Here is an 18758-nt window from a genome sequence, read left to right on the forward strand (position 1 = left end):
TGAGCCGGGCGGTGGCGATTTCGCGCGAGATTCACGCGAGGTCGCCACCCGAACGGATGGTAGTCCCGCCACAGGGGTATTGAGCCGGTCGGTAGATGTCGACACTGGAGGCATGACCGCGATGTCCTGGCCCGATCACCTGCTGAGCCTGGAAGAGTTCGAGCGGTTGCCGGAAGACGATTCGCGTCGTTACGAGCTCCAGGAGGGCGTCCTCCACGTGACTCCCAAGGCCGCCGGTATCCATCAGCGCGTCGTCAAGCGCCTCACCTCGGTGCTCGATCGGCAGCTACCTCTGGAGTGGGAGGCGATACCGGACGTGGAAGTGGTGATCGTCTCCTCCTGGCCCCCGGTGGTTCGGGTCCCGGACGTGGTCGTGGCCACCGCCGCCCGGATCGACGAGAACCCGAATCGGTTGTACGCCCAGGACCTCCTGCTCGCCGTCGAGGTGATCTCCCCCGGCTCGTCGCAGACCGATCGGGTGGTCAAGCGTCACGAGTACGCCAAGGCCGGTATACCCGGCTACTGGGTGCTCGATCTCGACGAGCCGGTCACCATCGCCGAGAACCGGCTGCACGACGGTGGTTACAAATCGCACTTCACCGAGGGTGGTGTGTTCCGAACCGGGGAGCCGTTCGAGTTCGAGGTGGAGCTGGAGTCCCTCGTGCGGCGGGGCGGCGCGGGTATCGAGTAGCCGACCGACCCTGCGAGTGGCGATTTCGCGCGAGATTCACGCGGGGTCGCCACCGGCCGTTCCTCCGAACGGGTGCTCACCCCGACAGCCGCGTGCCGGAATCGAATCCGCTCCGTCGTCGTTGTGCCGTGTGTCTCGCTCGTCGGAACCAACTCGTTCGTGCGGATAGGTTGGGGGTATGAGCGCAGCCGAGAAGGATGCGGTCGTCCTCGGCCTCGATCTCGGTACGACGACCACCAAGGTCGTCGCCGCCGACCGCGACGGCACGGTGCTGCATCACGCCGAACGTGCGAACGAGATGCGCACCGAGCAGCCGGGTGAGGCCGTCCAGGACGCCACGGCAGTACGTGATTCCGCGATCGCGGCACTGGCCGAGTGCGTGGCCCGGGTGCGCGAGGCGGGACGCCCTGTGCGCGCGCTCTCGTTCAGCACGGCGATGCACACCCTGGTCGGCCTGGATACCGCGGGTGATCCCGTCACTCCCGCGTTCAACTGGGCCGACAGTCGTTGTGCCGACATCGCGGAGAAGTTCCGCGGTGAGTGGTCCACGGCGGCCGAGTTGCACCGCGCCACCGGAACACCGGTGCACCCGCAGTCGGTGATGGTCAAACTGGCCTGGCTGACCACGCAGCGTCGCGACCTGACCGAAGGAGTGGCTTACTGGTGCGCGCTGAAGGATTTCGTCTTCACCGCGTTCACCGAGGAGTTCGTCACCGATCAGTCGCTGGCCTCGGGAACCGGGCTGCAGGACATGGCGACGCTGGACTGGCACGACTCCGCGTTGCGCACGGCCGGGGTCGAGGTGACGCAGCTTCCCCGCATCGCCGCGCCGACCGACGCGTTCCCGCTGGGAGCGCGGGTGGCACGTGACACGGGGCTGCCCGAAGGGCTTCCCGTGGTGCTCGGTGCGGGCGACGGCCCGCTGGGCAATCTCGGGGTCGGCGCGATCAACACCGGAGTCGCCGGCCTCTCACTCGGCACCAGCGGGGCGTTGCGCGTGGTGCGCGACGAACCCGGCGTGGACGAGCGCTGCCGCACGTTCTGCTACTACCTGGCCGATGGTCTGTGGGTGGCGGGTGGTGCCGTCAGCAACGGGGCGGTGGTCGGCCAGTGGGCTGCCGAGTCGTTCGACACGGAGGTGGCGCGGCTGCTCGACGAGGCATCCGAGGTGCCGACCGGAGCGCGCGGCCTGGTCGCGTTGCCCTACCTGATGGGTGAACGGGCTCCCTGGTGGGAACCCGGACTGACCGGATCGCTGGTCGGGTTGCGGCGTATCCACGGGCGCGCCGAGATGACCCGCGCCCTGGTGGAGGGAGTCGCCCAGCAGCTCGCGCTCGTTCGGGACGCCGTGGTCGACACCGGCGCGCGGGTGCACGCCGTGCGCGCCACCGGCGGCGGTTTCCGCAGCCGGATCTGGGCCGAGGCGATAGCGGCGGCACTCGGTATCGAGCTGGAATTGGCGGAGGAAAGCGGTGGTTCGGCGGTGGGTGCGGTGCTGCTGGCCTGGCGCGCGTTGGGTGAGCTGGACTCGCTGGACGAGGCCGCCGATCTGATACGACCCGCCCGAACCGTTCCGCCCGCTCCCGAAGCGGCCCGAATGATGCGTGCCCAGCGTCCCGGGCTGGAGCTGTTGCACCGTGCGATAGCCGATCTGACCCCGATCGACTCGTAGAACTACCGGATCGTAGGACTTTGTTCACTCGGTAGAGCTCGAACAGTTTTTCGTGAGCGCTCCGCCGGAGTCCCCACCGGGGAGCTCCGGCGGAGCGTTTCGCTGTTCAGCGCGGGGAAGTTCGCGTGTTCGGTGCTCAGCCGTGCGAGTCGCGCCAGTGGCCGCTGAGCGAACAGCTCCCTTGATCGAATACGTGCTGTTATCAGCTGTCAGAGCTTTGTGTCAACAATGTGAACGCCATTGAAAAAAAGTATGACTGAAGCGATACAGAGCACTAGCGGTCGGGGCATTCGCCTTGTGAGGATTCTGCCCGTTCGGCATCCGTTCGGGTGATGCCCGGTATCGACAAAGGGGCAGATTCTTGCGAGGAGTAATCGCGGCGGCCGAGCCCGTCGCCCACTCCGCACTGGGGCCGGGGCTCACGCTGACCGTGGCCGCGGGCGCTGTCGCGGTTTTGCTGTTGCTGATCGTCTTCCTCAAGTTGCAGCCGATGATCGCGCTGCTGGCCGTCAGCATCGCGACAGCGCTGGTGTTGGGCATACCGCTCGACGAGGTGATGAGCACCCTCAACGACGGTCTCGGGGGGACGCTCGCCGAAGTGGCCCTGATAGTCGGCTTCGGCGCGATGCTCGGGCGGATGCTGGAGATATCCGGCGGTGCCTCGGTGCTGGCCGAAGCGCTGGTACGTCGGTTCGGTGAGCGCCGGGCACCGCTCGCGCTCGGTATAGCCGCACTGCTGTTCGGGTTCCCGATCTTCCTCGACGCCGGTGTGGTCATCTTCCTGCCCATCGTGTTCACGGTCGCCCGCAGGCTCGGTGGCTCTGTACTGCGATACGCGCTGCCGGTGGTCGGTGCTTTCGCCGTCATGCACGCCTTCGTCCCACCGCACCCCGGTCCGGTCTCGGCCGCCGGACTCATCGGGGCCAACACCGGCCTGCTGCTGCTGATCGGGCTCGTGGTCGGCATCCCGACCTGGCTCATCTCCGGTTACGCGTTCGGGCTCTGGAACGGCAGCCGGGTCTTCCTGCCCGTCCCGGAGAACTCCACCGCCTCGGGGCAGGACACCGCTCCGGACAGGCCGAGGCCGAGCATGGGGGCCGTCATCGGCCTCCTGCTGCTGCCGCTGGTGCTGATCTTCCTGCGCACCGGTCTGAACACGCTGGTCTCCGAGGACGTGGTCGACTCCGGGTCGCAGGTGGTGCAGGCCGCCATCCTCATCGGACAGAGCCCGGTCGCCCTGGCAGTGGCGGTGCTGGTGGCCTCGGTCGTGCTCGGCCTCAAGCGCGGTATGCGCGGCAAGGAGATCGAGAACGAGCTCACCGCCAGCCTCTCGACTATCGCCGCGGTCATCCTCATCACGGGCGCAGGCGGCATGTTCGGTGCGGTGCTCGCCAAGGCCGGGGTCGGTAACGCGTTGGCCGAAGGACTCAACAGCGCGGGGATCCCGCTGATCGTCGCCGCCTTCCTCATCGCCGTGGTGATGCGTGTGGCGCAGGGCTCCGCGACCGTCGCGCTGACCACCTCCGCGGGCTTCATCGCTCCCGCGGTCTCGGCCGCTTCCGGGCTGACCTCCATAGACCTGTGCCTGATCGTCATCGCCATCGCCTCGGGCGCGACCGTGCTCTCGCACGTCAACGACTCCGGCTTCTGGCTGGTCGGCAGGCTGCTCGGCATGGACGTGCCGACCACGCTCAAGACGTGGACGGTGATGGAGACGCTGATCGGTGTGGTCGGGTTCCTGATCGCGTGGACACTCTCCATCTTCCTCTGATGGTGAGTGTGGTGACCCGGTTTGCTCGGGTGGTTGCTTGGCGGAACCTCGCGTGCGGCTCTCGCTGCGGGGAGGCCCGACGTCGTGTAGTAACTACCCGATGTCGGGCCTCCCCGCAGCGAGAGCCGCACGGGAGAACCCGCCGTGGTGCCGACCGCGTGCGTGGTCGGAGTGCGGCTCGCGAGGGTGGTCGGAGTTCGCCCTGCGTCGAAGCGGCGCGGCGATTTCGCGAGAAATTGACGGCCACCCCAGGCCGGACCGCCGTACCGGGGTGTCAATTTCGCGAGAAATCGAGGCCGCCCGATCGGGGGGTAGGCCCCCACCACCGGGGAGCCGGGACCAAGGGCGAGCGCCCGGCCCCGAGGAAGCGCCGAAACCAGGCACAGCGCCGAAACCGGGCACAGCACCGACACCGGCCCTGCCCCGGTGCCTCGTGAACCGTGGCGGATGTCGCGTCCGTCACGGTTTTCGCACGATCGGTGGTCGTTCTTCGAATGTTTTCTTGACTTATTCCAATCTGTGCGTGGCATACTGACGTTGCTATGACATCCAGTACGACATCCGGCGGTCAGGCGGCGGACAGTACGCGGGAACGGCTGCGCGCCGCGGGGCTGCGCGCGACGGGCCCGCGTGTGGCCGTGCTCGGTTGGCTGTCCGACAATCCGCACTCCACCGCGGACCAGGTGGCGGGTGCCGTACGGCGGACTCTCGGCTCAGTTTCCACCCAAGCCGTCTACGACGTGCTGCACGCGTGTACTTCGGCCGGGCTGTTACGCAGGATCGAACCCGCCGGGCATCCGGCCAGGTTCGAATGCCGTACCGCCGACAACCATCATCATCTGGTGTGTCGGGCATGCGGCCGCGCCGAGGACGTGGACTGCGTCCACGGTTCGGCTCCGTGCCTGGTCCCGTCGTCGACGGCTGGTTACAGCATCGACGAGGCGGAGATCGTCTTCTGGGGTCTGTGCCCCGACTGCGCGTCCGCGACCGATTAGTCGACGGACATCGAAATCACCACACAAGGAGGGACGCTCGTGAGTTCGCCACGGCCCACGACGACCAACGCCGGTATCCCGGTGGCAAGCGATGACCACTCGCTGACGGCGGGCACCAACGGTCCCACGCTGCTGCAGGACCACTACCTGATCGAGAAGAACGCTCAGTTCAACCGCGAGCGGGTGCCCGAGCGCGTGGTGCACGCCAAGGGCGGCGGCGCCTTCGGTTTCTTCGAGACCACCGAGGACGTCAGCCAGTACACCAAGGCCGCGCTGTTCCAGCCGGGCGTGAAGACCGAGACCCTGATCCGGTTCTCCTCGGTCGCGGGCGAGCTGGGGTCCCCCGACACCTGGCGTGACCCGCGCGGTACCGCGATCAAGTTCTACACCTCCGAGGGCAACTACGACCTCGTCGGCAACAACACCCCGGTGTTCTTCATCAGGGACGCCATCAAGTTCCCGGACTTCATCCACTCCCAGAAGCGCCGGGCCGACAACCACCTGCGTGACCACGACATGCAGTGGGACTTCTGGAGCCAGTGCCCCGAGTCGGCACACCAGGTGACCTGGCTGATGGGCGACCGGGGCATCCCGAAGACCTGGCGGAACATGAACCTCTACGGTTCGCACACCTACCTGTGGGAGAACGCCAGGGGCGAGAAGTTCTGGGTCAAGTACCACTTCAAGACCGACCAGGGTCACGACTTCCTCACCCAGGAGGAGGCCGACCGGCTGGCCGGTGAGGACGGTGACGCCCACATCCGTGACCTGTGGACCAGCATCAAGTCGGGCAACAACCCGAGCTGGACGCTGTACGTGCAGGTCATGCCGTACGAGGAGGCCGCGGACTACCGGTTCAACCCGTTCGACCTCACCAAGGTGTGGCCGCACGGCGACTACCCGCTGATCAAGGTCGGCCGGTTCGTGCTCGATCGCAACCCGGACAACTACTTCGCGCAGATCGAGCAGTCCGCCTTCGAGCCGGCGAACACGGTGCCGGGCATCGGGCTTTCCCCGGACAAGATGCTGCAGGGCCGGTCGTTCGCCTACCCGGACGCCCACCGGTACCGGATCGGCCCGAACTACATGGAGCTGCCGGTCAACCGTCCGGTCTCGGAGGTGAACTCCTACTCCAAGGACGGCCCGATGCGGTTCGGCTACGGGCAGGACCCGGTGTACGCGCCGAACTCCTACGGCGGCCCGCACGCCGACACCCGCAACGGCAGCGAGGACACCGCCAGCGGAATCGAGCAGGAGGTCATCCGCTCGGCGTACCAGCTGCACTCCGAGGACGACGACTTCGGCCAGGCCGGGACCATGGTCCGCGAGGTCTTCAGCGACGAGGAGCGGCAGCGCTTCGTGAACAACGTGGCGGGCCACCTGTCCAAGGGCGTCAGCCAGCCGATCCTCGAGCGTGCGCTGCAGTACTGGCGCAACGTGGACAAGGACACCGGCGACAAGATCGCCGAGAAGGTCCAGGGCTGAGCTGCTCCTCGGCAGTCCGGTGACGGTCGCCCGTCCGCCGGGCGACGTCCACCCCGACCGCTGACCGCGGCCACCACCACCGAATCGGGCCCGGCGACCACCGCGTCGCCGGGCCCGATTCTCGTCTGGAAACCGTTGGCGCGCTGGGATCTCTCGGATGCGGCCCTGGCGCGGACCGCGTTTGGGGTAGATTGTCGCTCGATGCGGAGTGATCGTACGGTTGTCGAGCGCGACTCCCAGGGCGTCCCAACTTCTCCGGAAAATGTGAGAACGAACACGAAACGGGGAAATTCTCGGGTGATTGTCTCGCTCGGGATCATCGCGTTGTCCGTCATCGCCCTCGGTTGGGAATTCTGGGCGTGGGTCTCGGCCCAGGACTACTGGCCGGATCACGGGGTCTATCGCTGGGCCGTCGAGTCCTGGCTCAACGGCTGGGACGTGATGCCCTCCGGAGCCACCGTGACCAACGAGGATCCCCTGCCCTGGGTGTATCCCCCGTTCGCGCTGTTGCCCCTGACTCCGCTGGCCGTGCTTCCGCTCAAGGTCGACATCGCGCTGCTCTACGCGCTGAACGCGGTCGCCCTGGTCACCACCTTCTACCTCGTGTTCCGGCGGACCTGGTCCCGCGGTGATCCGCTGCTGTGCTTCGCCTTTTCCGTGGCGCTGGCAAGGATCTCACTTTTTCTCGAACCGGTTTTCGGGTGTTTCGCGCAGGGGCAGATCAATATCCTGCTCATGGGGGTTGTAGCGGCGGATTGTCTCGTGCTTAATCCGCGTTGGCCGCGAGGAATGCTGGTGGGAATCGCCGCCGCGATCAAACTCGTCCCCGGTGCTTTCTTGTTGTTCTTTCTGCTGCGCAAGAATTTCAGGGCGGCGGGCACGGTGGTGCTTACCGCGTTCCTGGCGACACTGCTCGGTTTTCTGGTGGATTTCGAGGCCTCGGTCAAGTACTGGTTCACCCAGGGGCCTGCCGCCGCGGCCTTCGGCTCACCACTGCGCAGCAACCAGACCGTACTGGCGGTGCTGAGCCGGACCGATCTCTCCGGGCTCGCGCAGGTGTCGCTGTGGGTACTGATATGCGCGGTGCTGGGGGCCGCGACCGTCTACTGTGTCCGGAACGCGTCCGGCGCGCTGGCCTTGGCGATCATCGGGCTGGTGGCGTTGTTGGTCTCACCCACTTCCTGGTCCAACCACTGGGTGTGGCTCGCCCCCGCACTGCTGTTCATGGTGCTGTACGGGTTGCGCAGCCGTAGCAAGCTCTGGTTGGCCACGGCGGTGGTCTCGGTCAGCGTGACCCACTGGGCGCCGTTCGTGGAGTTGCCGCTGAACCGGCACCTGATGCTGCATCTCCCACCGGTGGACCAGGTCCGCGCCGCCTCGTTCGTGATCCTGGGCGTGTCGTTGGTCGTGCTGACGACGTTCTCGTTGCTGCGGTCCTCCCGTGGCGTGCCGGGACGCGAACCGAGCGCTCGTTACCTCGCTTCGCTGGTTCGTACCGGAGAACGGGCCGGCTGACGCCGGATCGGGTGGCCCCGAGATCGGCTGCCGCCGGATCGGATGACGTCGCGCTCGCTTGACTCCTGCGAGGTCCGGGCTACTGCCCGACGTTCGCGGCCAGCAACCGCTCACAACTGCGCAACACCGTCCACACCGCCTCCCGGTGGTCCCGGTCGCGCAGCGGATCGGCGGCCAGCACCCGCCACCGCCGTGCGGCCTCGCCCGCGCGTTCGGCGAGATCCCGCGCCCCCGCCCGGGGCGGAGCTCCCAGCCTCGCCACCGGCTGGTCGCCGTGCGCGCCGAGCAGTCGTTCCGCCTCCTCACGGAGCCTGCCGGGCAGCGACAACTGCCCGGACCACAGTCCGGACAACACCCGCAGCTCGTCCCACTCGTGCGCGTTGCTCAGCAGGCGATCCAGCTCGCCCTGCAACTGCCTGTCCCCGGAGCGGGGATTGGCCCGCAACGCCATGTCCACCGCGAGCAGGGTCGAGCGCGCCCGCAGCGCCTCCTGACGTTCGACGAACTGCAGGTGAACCGCTTCCTGCAGCTCGCCGATCCTGCTCTCGGCGAGCAGCTGACGCCGCAGTCTGCCGTGATCGATCCCACCCGCGGCGAGAGCGGTCAGCGCGCTGTGCACCCCGAACAGTCCGAAGCGGCGCAGCAGCTCCCGCCGCGTGCCGGGCTCGACGGACTCCGGGGTCGCGGAACTCGCGAACCGGTCGGCGGACAGCAGCAGCTCGTCCAGTTGCTCGCGGGGCAGCGCGGCCAGTCGGGACAGCGCCTCGAACTCGGACTGTCCGAGAGTGCTGCCGCCCTGCGCCAGCAGCCCGGACACCGGCAGCACGTACTGCACGAAAGTGCGGAGCTTGGGGTCGTCCCGGTACGCGTTCGCCACTCTTCCGGCCGCTTCGACGGATTCGTGGTCACCGCCGGCCACCTCGTCCGCCCGCGACAACGCGAGGATCGTGTTGATCGGCGCGCGCCGCGCCACCCGCAGTTCGTGCACCGATTCGAGGAACTGCACGTCGATCTGCTGCGGTTGTCTGGTCAGGTAGAGCACCGAGTCGGCCTCGGAGAGGATCTGCGCCAGTGCCGACCTGCCGGTCTCCTTGACCGCGGTGGAGGCCACTCCCGGCGTCTCGATCAGGGTGATCGCCTGCAGCCCGGGGGAGGGTGACTCGATGACCAGGCGCGCCACCTCGTCCGGACGCCAGCGTTGCAGATCCCGGATGGTGGCGGGGTCGAGCTCGTCCACCGGCATGTTCCGCTGCGCGCCGTGCGGGGTGTGCACCGTGATCCTGGGTTCGGGACCGTAGCGGAACACCGTGTTGACCTGGGTGCGTTCCTCCGGGTCGGTGGGGGCGAGTTCGGCCCCGACCAGCGCGTTGATCAGCGTGGACTTGCCGGACTTCACTCGCCCGGTCACCGCCATGCGCAGCGGTTCGGAGAGCCGCTCCAGCCGGGTCCGCAGCCAACCCGCCGTGCGGGGGTCGTCCCGGTAGAAGGTCATGGTCCGCAGCAGCAGCTCCCTGGCCTGGGAGAGCAGCGCGGTGGTCGGGCCGGTGTCGTGTGCCGTGGTCATGCGGCCGCTATCCGGTTGGACGTCAGCGATCCCGCCCGTTTGCGCAGCGCGCCGAGCTCCTCCAGCTTCTTCTTGATCTCCCTGGCCCGGGCGTCGCGCTCCACCGCGCTCTGTTCGGCCATCCGTTTGGTCTCCTGGATAGAGCGGCTGATCCGGATCTGTGCCTGTTCGGTGATCCGGTTGCAGTGGTCGTGCAGCGTCTGGTGCGTGTTCCGGATGGCGTCGCGGGCCTCCTTGTTCACCTGGAAGACCACGTGCTCGACATAGCGCTGCACCGCTGCGCGCGCCTCGGTCTGCCTGCGTTTGAGCCGCGTGTCCTTCTCCTCGTTGAGGCTCTTGCTGCCCAGCAGCAGTCCCGCGGAGATGGAGATCACGTTCATCAGCGGCAGCCCGGCCATGCTCGTCATCAGGCCGAACATCAGCACCCCGCCGTAAGAACCGCGCAGTCCGGTCAGCATCTGGTCCCTGCGCGGGTAGCCCGCGTTCTTCGGTGCCTTCGGGGCGGGCACTCGTGACAGCGGGTCCGGGACGGGGATGGCTTCGCTGCTCGGCAGCGTCCGCACCTGCTCCCGCAGCAGTTCGTCGGCCACCTGCTCGGTGATCCGCTCCCGCCGTCGGTCCAGCCAGTCGAAGGTCTCGGCGATCGCCGTGTTCAGGCTGTCACGGAGCCATGCCTCGAACTCGTCCCAGTTGGTGTTCGGGTCGGCCTCGTCCAGGGTCTCGTTCGCCTGGTGCAGTACCGCCCAGCTTCGTTCCCGGAAGTCGTACTCGATGTCGGAGTAGAGCTCCTGCACCCCGTCGGACAGGGTTTTCTGCCAGCGCCCGGACAGTCGTTTGAGGTCCTCGGCACGACGTTGTGCCGTTTCCAGTTCCAGCAGCGTCTCGGTGGCGGTGCGCGGGCTCTGGTTGCCGAGTTCCTCCCGCAGCTCGCCGGTGATCGTGTCGATCGAGTCCGTGACGTTGTGGGCGACCAGCTTGCGGGTCAGCTGTTCGTGCGCCCCGGCCATCTCCTTGCGCAGGTAGTCCAGCAGCGCGGGAAACCCGGACTCGGTGTTGAGGTCCTTGCTCTTGTCACGGGTTGCCAGTGCGCGGATGCGGGCCGACACGGGGAAGATCCTGCCCGCGATGCCCGCGTTGGACAGGTGCTTGCGGTTGAGCTCGACGATGTGCCGCCACTCCGGCACCACGTCGGTCTTGGGCTGGACCAGCGCCACGTTGGGGCACAACGCGGTCGCGCGTCGCAGGAAGTTCAACTCGTTGGTGGTCAGTTCCTGGGTGGCGTCGGAGACCATGAGCAGCGCGTCGGCTTCGGCGACCGCTTCCTCGGTGACCGAGCCCAACGAGTTGGTGACTCCACCCACGGCGGGCGTGTCCATCAGCGCGAGTCCGTTCTCCAGCAGGGCGCGGGGGACTCCGACCTCGGTTCGGTTCACCCGGTGGCCCGCCACAAGCGCGCGTTCCAGTTCCTCGCCCAGTGACTCGATGGGTACTCGGGAGCGGTTACCGCCCACCGGGCTCCGCGTCGTCTCCTGCTCGACGAGCTGCGCCGTGGGTTCGTCCGAGTGCCTCACCAGGCTGGGCACGCTCGTGCTGACGTTCTCACCGCTGCCGCACACCGGGGCGTTGACCAGCGAGTTGATCAGCTCGCTCTTGCCCTGGTCGGGCTCGCCCACCACAAGGACGAGCTGGTCGGGATCGAGCACCCGGTTGCGGATCCGCCGTAGTCGGTTTCCCAGATCCGTTCGTCCGGCTTCGGCGCATTCCGCTTCCGCGCTGTCGAGGAGTTCCACGAGTGCCGTTTCGATCACGATGGGATTGTGCACGTGCACACGATCGGAGGTGAAGGCGGACAACGTAGTCGTGTCGGTCCGTGCGTTACCCGGGGAGCGGAATCGCCGCCGCGAAGCGCGGACGCGGCGGCGATCGAGCCACCGGGGATCCGTGGAGAGAGGGGCATACGGATCCCCGGCGTGTCCGCCCGCTCAGGTAAGAGCACGTTCGACGGCAGTGCCGTCGTGTCGCACGGGCGCCGTGGTCATCGGCGCCGTCGCGTCACAGCAGGTCGAGCGGCAGGTCCGAGGTGACGCCCCCGACGACGTCCTCGGCCTGGCCCACGGTGTCGCCGACAGTGCCCGTGGCGCCGTCCAGAGTGCCCGCGGCACCCTCGGAGGCCATCCCGCCGGTGGCGTCACCGGCCACGCCCTCGACCGTGCTGGTCACGTCGTCGACCGGGAGGTCGCCCGCGGTGTCCAGCGCGGTGTCGGCGGCGCCCACGGCCACGTCGACACCGGTGTCCACGGTGCCGTCCACCGTGTCGGTGGCCTCGCCGACCGCGCCGTTGGCGGTGCCACCGACCGTGTTCACCGTGTTGTCAACGGTGTCGCCCACGCCGCCGACGGTGTTGCCGACCGCGCCGACGGTGTTGCCCACGGCACCGACAGCGTTGCCCGCGACCTCGTTGCCGCTGGCGACGTCGTTGCCGCTGACGACGTCGTGCACGTTGACCAGGTTCTGCGAGTCCTGGTTGTCGATGTCGACGTTGGTCTCGGTCGTGTTGTTCTGCTCCATCTCCCTGTCGACGTCGCCGTCGGAGGAGTAGTTCGGCGTCGAGGAGAGGTTGCCCAACAGGCTCATGTTCGTATCCGTCGCTTCCTGCGGCTCTGGAACTTGTGCGGGATCGAGTTGGTTGATCGCGACGTGCTGCGTGCTCGCGGCGAACGTGTCGATGCCGGGTTGCACCGTGCGTCCGTAGTCGGTCACGAGCTCGGCGGGTGCGTAGTCCAGCACCAGCGACGAGGCGTGCAGCACCTGTGTCGCGTTCAGTTCTCCGAGTCCGGCACTCTCCAGCGCGCCACGTGGATCGGCGTCGAAAGCCGAACGCGCTTCCGGATTGCCGACCAGACGTGTCAGGAATTCCTGCAGTGTCGGTTGTTCCGGCGTGGCCGTTGTTCGAGTGTCCGTCCCCGAGGTGGATAACCGGGCACCGTCTCGCCCGTCGGCCTGCTCCGGCTGTGCGTTCGGCATCGCTGGCGTTCTCCTGAACTCAAGCCGTAGGTCTTCTCAAGCCGGGCGAGGGAATCGGTGTCCCCGCTCCTGATTGAAGAAGCTACGTGGCTGGCGGCCCCCACCCATCGGGAGCCACTCCTAGTTATTGATGAACCTGTTAGGGGGACTTTGATGTGTCACTCGTTAGGGGATCAATGGAGCGGGTCACATCTTTGCGTAATCGAGTCCACGCTAGGTTGGACTGGCGGGCTTACCGTACGAACCCCGCGCGATCGCCCTGTGGCAAAGCCCTGTGGCAAAGCAAGTCCAACCAGGTAGGCCGGAAGGGATGGCATGCCTTACGTTCTCGGGGTTCATCTGGGCGCGACCAGTACTTCGGCGGCAGTCGTCGCGCGTGACGGCGGGCAGTGGGCGCCCGCCGCGCCGTTCCCGCTGGGCAGCTCCCGCGCGGTGGTCCCCACTGCCCTGGGGCGGCTGCCGGACGGCTCCCGCCTGGCGGGCGAGACCGCCGCGAGCAGAGCAGCCGAATCTCCCGAATGGGTGAGTACCGATTTCGTCGCGGAACTCGGCGAGGACACTCCGCTGCCGCTCGGTGGTGAACTCGTGGCCCCCCACCGCCTGGCTGCCGGCATGGTGGAGTGGGTGTCCGACCAGGTGGCGAACAGGCACGGTGGTCCCGCCGAGCACATCGCCGTGTCGCACAGCGCCACCTGGGGAACGCACCGGACGCACCTGCTGCGACGCGCGCTGGCGGAACTCGGCCTGACCGATGTGACACTGCTGCCGGAACCGCTCGCGGTGGCCACCGACTACATCGCCAGACAGCCGGTCTCCGCGGGCGCCTCGATCGCCGTCGGCAACGTGGGCGGCAGCGGTGCCGATGCCACCGTGCTGCGCAGGCGCGAGTCGCACCGGCAGGACGACGGGGCGGGTGAGCACGGTGCCGACCTGGAACTTCGCGGCGTCACGGTGCACGGTCCGCGCCCGGCGGGCCGTGATCTCGACGACCTGATCCTCGGACAACTGCGGGACGAACTGGGCGGAGCGCTGTCCGGACTGGATCCCACCGACCCCCGCAACCGCGCGGCGGCCACCCGGATACGGGGGGAGTGCACCCGTGCGAGGGAGGAACTGTCCACCAGGGACATAGCAGGGGTGAACGTGGTGCTTCCCGGGGTCTCCCGGGAGGTCCAGCTCGCGCGGATACGCTACGAGCAGCTCGCCCGGCCGCATCTGGAACTGCTTCCCGAGAAGCTCTCGCAGGCGGTGCAGTCCGCCTCCCTCAGCCCGGGCGAGCTGGAAGCGGTGGTGCTGGCCGGTGGTCCGGCACGCACACCGCTGCTGCGCGAGCTGGTGCGGCAGCGCCTTCGCGAGCAACTCCCGGGCAGGGACGCCGAGGCGGTACCGGTACGCGTCGACGGCTTCCCCGAGCTGGTGGCGGCACGCGGAGCGGCGTGCCGCGCGGCCGAGGTGCTCGCCGCGGCCACCGACCGCGCCGCCGCGCGAGCCGAGACCAGTGTGCTGCTGCGAGTGGAGGACTCCATCGAGCACGAGGCCGTCGAGTACGGCTACGACCCGCTGGACGATCGGGGAGGGGCCGACTCCGAGGCCGTCCCGGACCGTTCGGCCCGGCCGCTCCGGCCGCCGGTGGAAGTCGAACCGATGCACATCGAACCGCCACGGAAACGGAAAGTGTTTAAGATCGTCAAATTGTCGCTCGCGGCAATCTTGATCATTCTCGGGTTGGTAATGACCTTCGTACAGGGATTCGGCGGGCAACAGCCCGCGTTACCCGGCTTGCTGTGACAGGTCGAGATCCGACCTCTCCAGGGCGAAGCCGTTCCGCCGCGCCCACCGAACACCGCTCACCGATTGGGACCGCTCGTGAATCACCCCAGCGCCACACGGCCCGCGCCGGACGCGGGTTCAGCAGCCCGGCTGTGGGAGGTCGCACAACACCGCGAGGTCACGCGCCTGCGGCAGGAGATAGCCGCCAACCCGAACAAACCCCTCACCGCGGTGGTGCGCGGTCCCGGCGGGTACGGCAAGACGAGTCTGCTGAACCTGCTCGCCCGCACCTACCGCGAAGCGGGCACCACGGTGCGTGAATCGGCCGACTTCGACCCGGCGGAGATCCGTTCCGGCGCTGCCGCGCTGCTGCTCGACGACGCCCACCTGCTGCACCCCGCTACGTTGCGCGAGGTGGAGGCCCTGGCCGCCGCCGGTCCGGTACGCGTGATCCTTGCCTGCCGTCCCTGGCCGTTCCCGGAGGAACTGGCGCGGCTCTGCGCACGCTTCGCCACGGGCAGGCCGGTCGTGGACCTGCCCGAACTCGGCGTCACCGAGATCGCCGAAGTGCTCCGCGCGGTCCCCGGGGCGCCGGGCGACGCCGAGGCGGCGCAGCGGCTGCGGATGTTCACCGGCGGAGTTCCCGCCCTTGTGGGACGCGCGTTCGAGACGCTGGAGCCACGTGAGCTCGCCGCCGGTGGAGTGGAGCGCCTGCCGCGGTCCGCACTGGACAGGTTCGACCACGAACTGTCCGCACTGGACCGAATCGCGCGCGGTTGCCTCACCGCGCTCGCTGTCGGCGCCGAACCACATCCCGCGCTGCTGGCCACCGTGCTCGACGAGGAATCCCCCGAGATCACCGCCGCCGTGGCGGCACTGCGTTCCGCCGGTCTGCTGGACGACACCGACACGCCCCCGCCCATGGTCGCCCGTGCCGTGCTGGAACTGACCGACTGGCAACAACGACTGGCGGTGCTGCGCGTGCTGCTGCGCGTCCGGCTGGACCGGGGCGGCCCCGTGCTGCCGCTGCTGCGGCCGCTGCTGGGAACCGAGTCCGTCCTGCCGTGCGACGACACGCTGGCAGCCGCCTTCGACACCGCGGGCGGCCAGGCACTGAACGAGTCCCCGGAAGTGGCGGCTCGGATGTTCGACGCGGCCGTGACCACCGGTCTGCCCGCGTCCTCGGTCACCGCCCGCAAGGCGTGGGCGGTCGCGCTGACCGGACGGTTCGACGAGGCGCTGCGCCTCGCCGACCGGGTGATAGGCGACGAGACCGCTTCCGAGCGGGCCACCGCCATCCAGGTGGCTGCGGCGGTGCTGACACACCGCGGACTGCCCGAACGAGCCGCGGAGCTGTGCCGCTGGTCCGCCCGCCACGTCCGCTGGCCGGGGGACAGTTCCTGCGCCGTGCTCGGACTCATCTGCACCGGCAGGCTCGGCGAAGCCGTCGAACTGCTGCGTACGGAAGCCGAAGAAGCCCCCACCTCGGTGTCCGGGGCGAGCACCCAGCTCGCCTCCGGTCTGCACGAGTCGGTCGGCGGTGCGGCTTCGGAGGCGCTGAACACACTGGTCCGAGCCGCCTCGCTGGCCGAACCCGTCGGCGGGGCACTGCTCACCCCGGACACCCCGGCAGCTGTCGCGGCCACGGTCGCGCTGCACTGCGGGGAGCCCGACGTCGCCGACTCGGTGCTGCGGCGGGCCGTCACGGCCGACAGCGGCGGTCCGCTGTTCCGCACCAGGCACCGGTTGCTCGCCACCTGGTTACCGCTGCTGCGGGGTGACACCACGGTGGCCAAGCGGGAGCTCGCCGCACTGCTGTCCGAGGTGGACGAACTCAGCCCGCGTGATCGGCTGCACGCGGTGGCGATCGAGGCGGGTATCGCGAGCCGCGACAACGACATGGCGGCGTTGGGGGAGGCACGCACCAGGGCACGCCGGGCGACGGCCGAACACCCGGTGGACCTGTTCGCGTTGCTTCCGCTGGGCGAACTCGCCGTGGCCACCGCGAGGCTGCGGGACGGCGAGTGGCTGCTGCCGCAGCTGCGACAGGCACACGAACTGCTGGCGGCGCTCGGCGAACCCCCGCTGTGGGCGGCTCCGCTGCACTGGCGCGAGATGCAGGCCGCCATCGTGGTCGAGGAGTACGACCGGGCGTTCGAACACGCCGCCGTGCTCGAACGGATGGCGCGGCACAACCAGCTCGCCGCCGCGCTGGCAGCGGCGGGGGCGGTGTGGTCGCGCGTGCTCGAGAACGAGGTGGACCCGGCGGAGGTGGAAAGCGCGGCACGGACGCTGCACGCGGTCGGACTCGCCTGGGACGGCGCCGGACTGGCCGGACAGGCGGCGATCCGCACCACCGACCGGAACGCGATGCCCGCCCTGCTGGAATGCGCGCGTGGACTGAGCGGGAAGGGGAACCGTTCGCAGCGGCAGTCGGGCGGAACCGGCGGGGACATCGGTGCGGCGGGCGGTGAGGCGCAGCTGCTCAGCGACAGGGAACGGGAGGTGGCCGAGCTGGTGCTCGGCGGGATGACCTACAAGCAGGTCGGCCAACGGCTGTTCATCTCGGCCAAGACGGTCGAGCACCACATCGGCCGGATCAAGCAGCGGCTGGACTGCGCCGACAGGCAGCAACTCCTGGAGAAGCTCCGCTCGCTACTGGGGTGATTGGTTCGGCTCGCTTTCCATAGTTGGTCGCGTGGCGGAACCTCTCGCACGGCTCTCGCTGCGGTGCCCCGACATCGGGTAGCGATCTACACAACGTCGGGGCCGTCCTCGCGAGAGCCGCACGCGAGAACCCGCGGCGGTGCCGACTGCGAGGGTGGTCGGAGTTCGGACTGCGTCGATGGCCCGGCGATTTCGCGAGAAATCGACGCCAGCTGGGGCCACACCGCCGCACTGGGGCGTCAATTTCGCGAGAAATCGACGCCCCAGTATCACCCCTCGGGAAGTGACCATGAGCGACGCAGCGGGATCGTCCCCGGTGCGTGAGTCGGATGCATCGCGAGGCAGGGCCGCTCGCCGCGTAGGTCGCTACTCAAGAGCCGGCCCAACGCCGCAAGGCGCCGACTCACGTGCCGGCTAACCGACCACCGCGCCAGAGCGGCCGAACCAGTAACGCAGCGAGAGCCGTACGAGAGGTTCCGCCGAGCGACCAGCTACGCACGCCGCGCCCGGGAGCTCTAACCTCCGGAGTGGAGGGAGAGTCCGGCTCGCAGTTCTCCGACGATCTCGAACATCGCCTCCCGCAGCCTGGGGCTGGCTCCGAACAGGTTCGCGAAACCGTGGATGAGGTCGGGGAACCTGCGGGAGATGACCGGCACACCGGCCTCGGACAGCCGCCTGCCGTACTCCTCGCCCTCGTCCCGCAGCGGGTCGAAGCCCGCCGTGATCAGCACCGTGGGGGCCAGCCCGGTGAGGTCCTCGTTGCGCAGTACCGAGAGCCGCTGGTCGTTCCGCGCGGAGACCTCGGGCTGGTACATGTCCATGAACCAGTCCATGTCCCCGTCGGTGAGCAGGAAGCCGTTCCCGAACAGCTCACGGGAGCGGCGCCGGGTACCGGCGTCCGTGGCCGGATACAGCAGCAGTTGCAGCACGGGGCTCTTGAGCCCGTTGGCGGTGGCGTGCTGCGAGACCACGGCCGCCAGGTTGCCTCCCGCGCTGTCCCCGCCCACCGCGATCGAGTCGGCGCTGGAACCGAGGTCCTCGGCGTTCTCCAGCACGTACTGGTACGCGTCGACCGCGTCCTCGGCCGCCGCGGGGAACGGGTGCTCGGGCGCCAGTCGGTAGTCCACCGAGAGCACCCTGATGTCGGCGTGCTTGGCGAGGAACCGGCACAGCTCGTCGTGGGTGTCGAGGTCCCCCACGACCCAACCACCGCCGTGGTAGAAGACGAGCAACGTGCTCGGTTCGGTGCGTCCCTCCGGGCGATACAGCCTGGCGGGCAGTTCGCCCGAGCCCGCGGACACGGTGCGCTTGCTCACCTGGACCCCGGAAACTCCCGAACCGCGGACGACCTCGATGCCCTGCGCCATGCCCGCGCGGGCCCTCTCCGGGGTGTCGGCGGCCATGCGTTCCTGGCCTGCCAGTGCCTGCAACCGCAGCAGTGCTTGTACTTCCAGCGCCAGCTCCTGGCCGTCGACCCGCGTGGGCGGTCCGGCGATACGCCGCAGCAGCGGGCGTGGGAGCCGGAGCAGGCTCAGCAGTACGGCTGACTGGGCACGTTGTTGTACCGAGGCGGGGATGGCATCGAGAACCTTGGACACGGCTGG

Annotated in this window: 12 protein-coding genes; 8 read left to right on the forward strand and 4 right to left on the reverse strand. The window is 68.6% G+C overall.

Going from position 1 to position 18758, the window contains the following annotated elements; genetic code table 11:
* The first annotated feature begins 112 nt into the window (after positions 1-112).
* The 6 genes from BM150_RS07585 (at position 113) to BM150_RS07610 (ending at position 8129) form a co-directional block, all read left to right on the forward strand.
* Complete coding sequence (locus BM150_RS07585) at positions 113-691, forward strand: Uma2 family endonuclease (RefSeq protein WP_092925456.1); 579 nt, start codon at positions 113-115, stop codon at positions 689-691.
* Between the two features lie 178 nt (positions 692-869).
* Positions 870-2363 (forward strand): gluconokinase, encoded by a 1494-nt coding sequence (locus tag BM150_RS07590; protein WP_092925458.1) that lies wholly within the window; start codon positions 870-872, stop codon positions 2361-2363.
* 361 nt (positions 2364-2724) lie between these two features.
* Positions 2725-4134 (forward strand): GntP family permease, encoded by a 1410-nt coding sequence (locus tag BM150_RS07595; protein ID WP_092925460.1) that lies wholly within the window; start codon positions 2725-2727, stop codon positions 4132-4134.
* Between the two features lie 542 nt (positions 4135-4676).
* Positions 4677-5129 (forward strand): Fur family transcriptional regulator, encoded by a 453-nt coding sequence (locus BM150_RS07600; RefSeq protein WP_092925462.1) that lies wholly within the window; start codon positions 4677-4679, stop codon positions 5127-5129.
* 39 nt (positions 5130-5168) lie between these two features.
* The gene (locus tag BM150_RS07605; protein ID WP_092925464.1) at positions 5169-6614 is read left to right on the forward strand and encodes a catalase; all 1446 of its coding nucleotides are present in this window, start codon (positions 5169-5171) and stop codon (positions 6612-6614) included.
* 297 nt (positions 6615-6911) lie between these two features.
* Positions 6912-8129 carry a glycosyltransferase family 87 protein gene (locus BM150_RS07610; RefSeq protein ID WP_245755337.1) on the forward strand — a complete coding sequence of 406 codons (1218 nt, stop codon included), beginning with the start codon at positions 6912-6914 and terminating at the stop codon, positions 8127-8129.
* Positions 8130-8208: 79 nt separating this feature from the next.
* Here BM150_RS07610 and BM150_RS07615 read toward each other — a convergent pair whose 3' ends face one another.
* The 3 genes from BM150_RS07615 to BM150_RS07625 all read right to left on the reverse strand — a co-directional run bounded on the left by BM150_RS07615 (position 8209) and on the right by BM150_RS07625 (position 12717).
* Positions 8209-9693, reverse strand: a complete 1485-nt coding sequence (locus BM150_RS07615; protein WP_092925466.1) for a dynamin family protein — start codon at positions 9691-9693, stop codon at positions 8209-8211.
* Positions 9690-11501: a dynamin family protein gene (locus tag BM150_RS07620; RefSeq protein WP_092925708.1), complete on the reverse strand. Its 1812-nt coding sequence runs from the start codon at positions 11499-11501 to the stop codon at positions 9690-9692. Before BM150_RS07620 ends, BM150_RS07615 begins: the two co-directional genes overlap by 4 nt.
* A 244-nt stretch (positions 11502-11745) precedes the next feature.
* Positions 11746-12717 (reverse strand): IniB N-terminal domain-containing protein, encoded by a 972-nt coding sequence (locus BM150_RS07625; protein WP_092925468.1) that lies wholly within the window; start codon positions 12715-12717, stop codon positions 11746-11748.
* A gap of 315 nt (positions 12718-13032) precedes the next feature.
* On the opposite strand from BM150_RS07625, the gene BM150_RS07630 reads away from it, so the two are divergent.
* Both BM150_RS07630 and BM150_RS07635 read left to right on the forward strand, forming a co-directional pair.
* Entirely contained in the window at positions 13033-14505 is a 1473-nt protein-coding gene (locus tag BM150_RS07630) for an Hsp70 family protein (protein ID WP_139219469.1), read from the forward strand.
* A gap of 78 nt (positions 14506-14583) precedes the next feature.
* Positions 14584-17154, forward strand: a complete 2571-nt coding sequence (locus BM150_RS07635; protein ID WP_245755338.1) for a helix-turn-helix transcriptional regulator — start codon at positions 14584-14586, stop codon at positions 17152-17154.
* Positions 17155-17669: 515 nt separating this feature from the next.
* On the opposite strand, the gene BM150_RS07640 is transcribed toward BM150_RS07635, so the two are convergent.
* Positions 17670-18752, reverse strand: coding sequence for an alpha/beta hydrolase (locus BM150_RS07640; protein WP_175496727.1), 1083 nt, complete (start codon positions 18750-18752; stop codon positions 17670-17672).
* Between the last annotated feature and the right edge of the window lie 6 nt (positions 18753-18758).

It is taken from the genome of Actinopolyspora alba (assembly GCF_900112765.1).
Taxonomy (GTDB): domain Bacteria; phylum Actinomycetota; class Actinomycetes; order Mycobacteriales; family Pseudonocardiaceae; genus Actinopolyspora; species Actinopolyspora alba.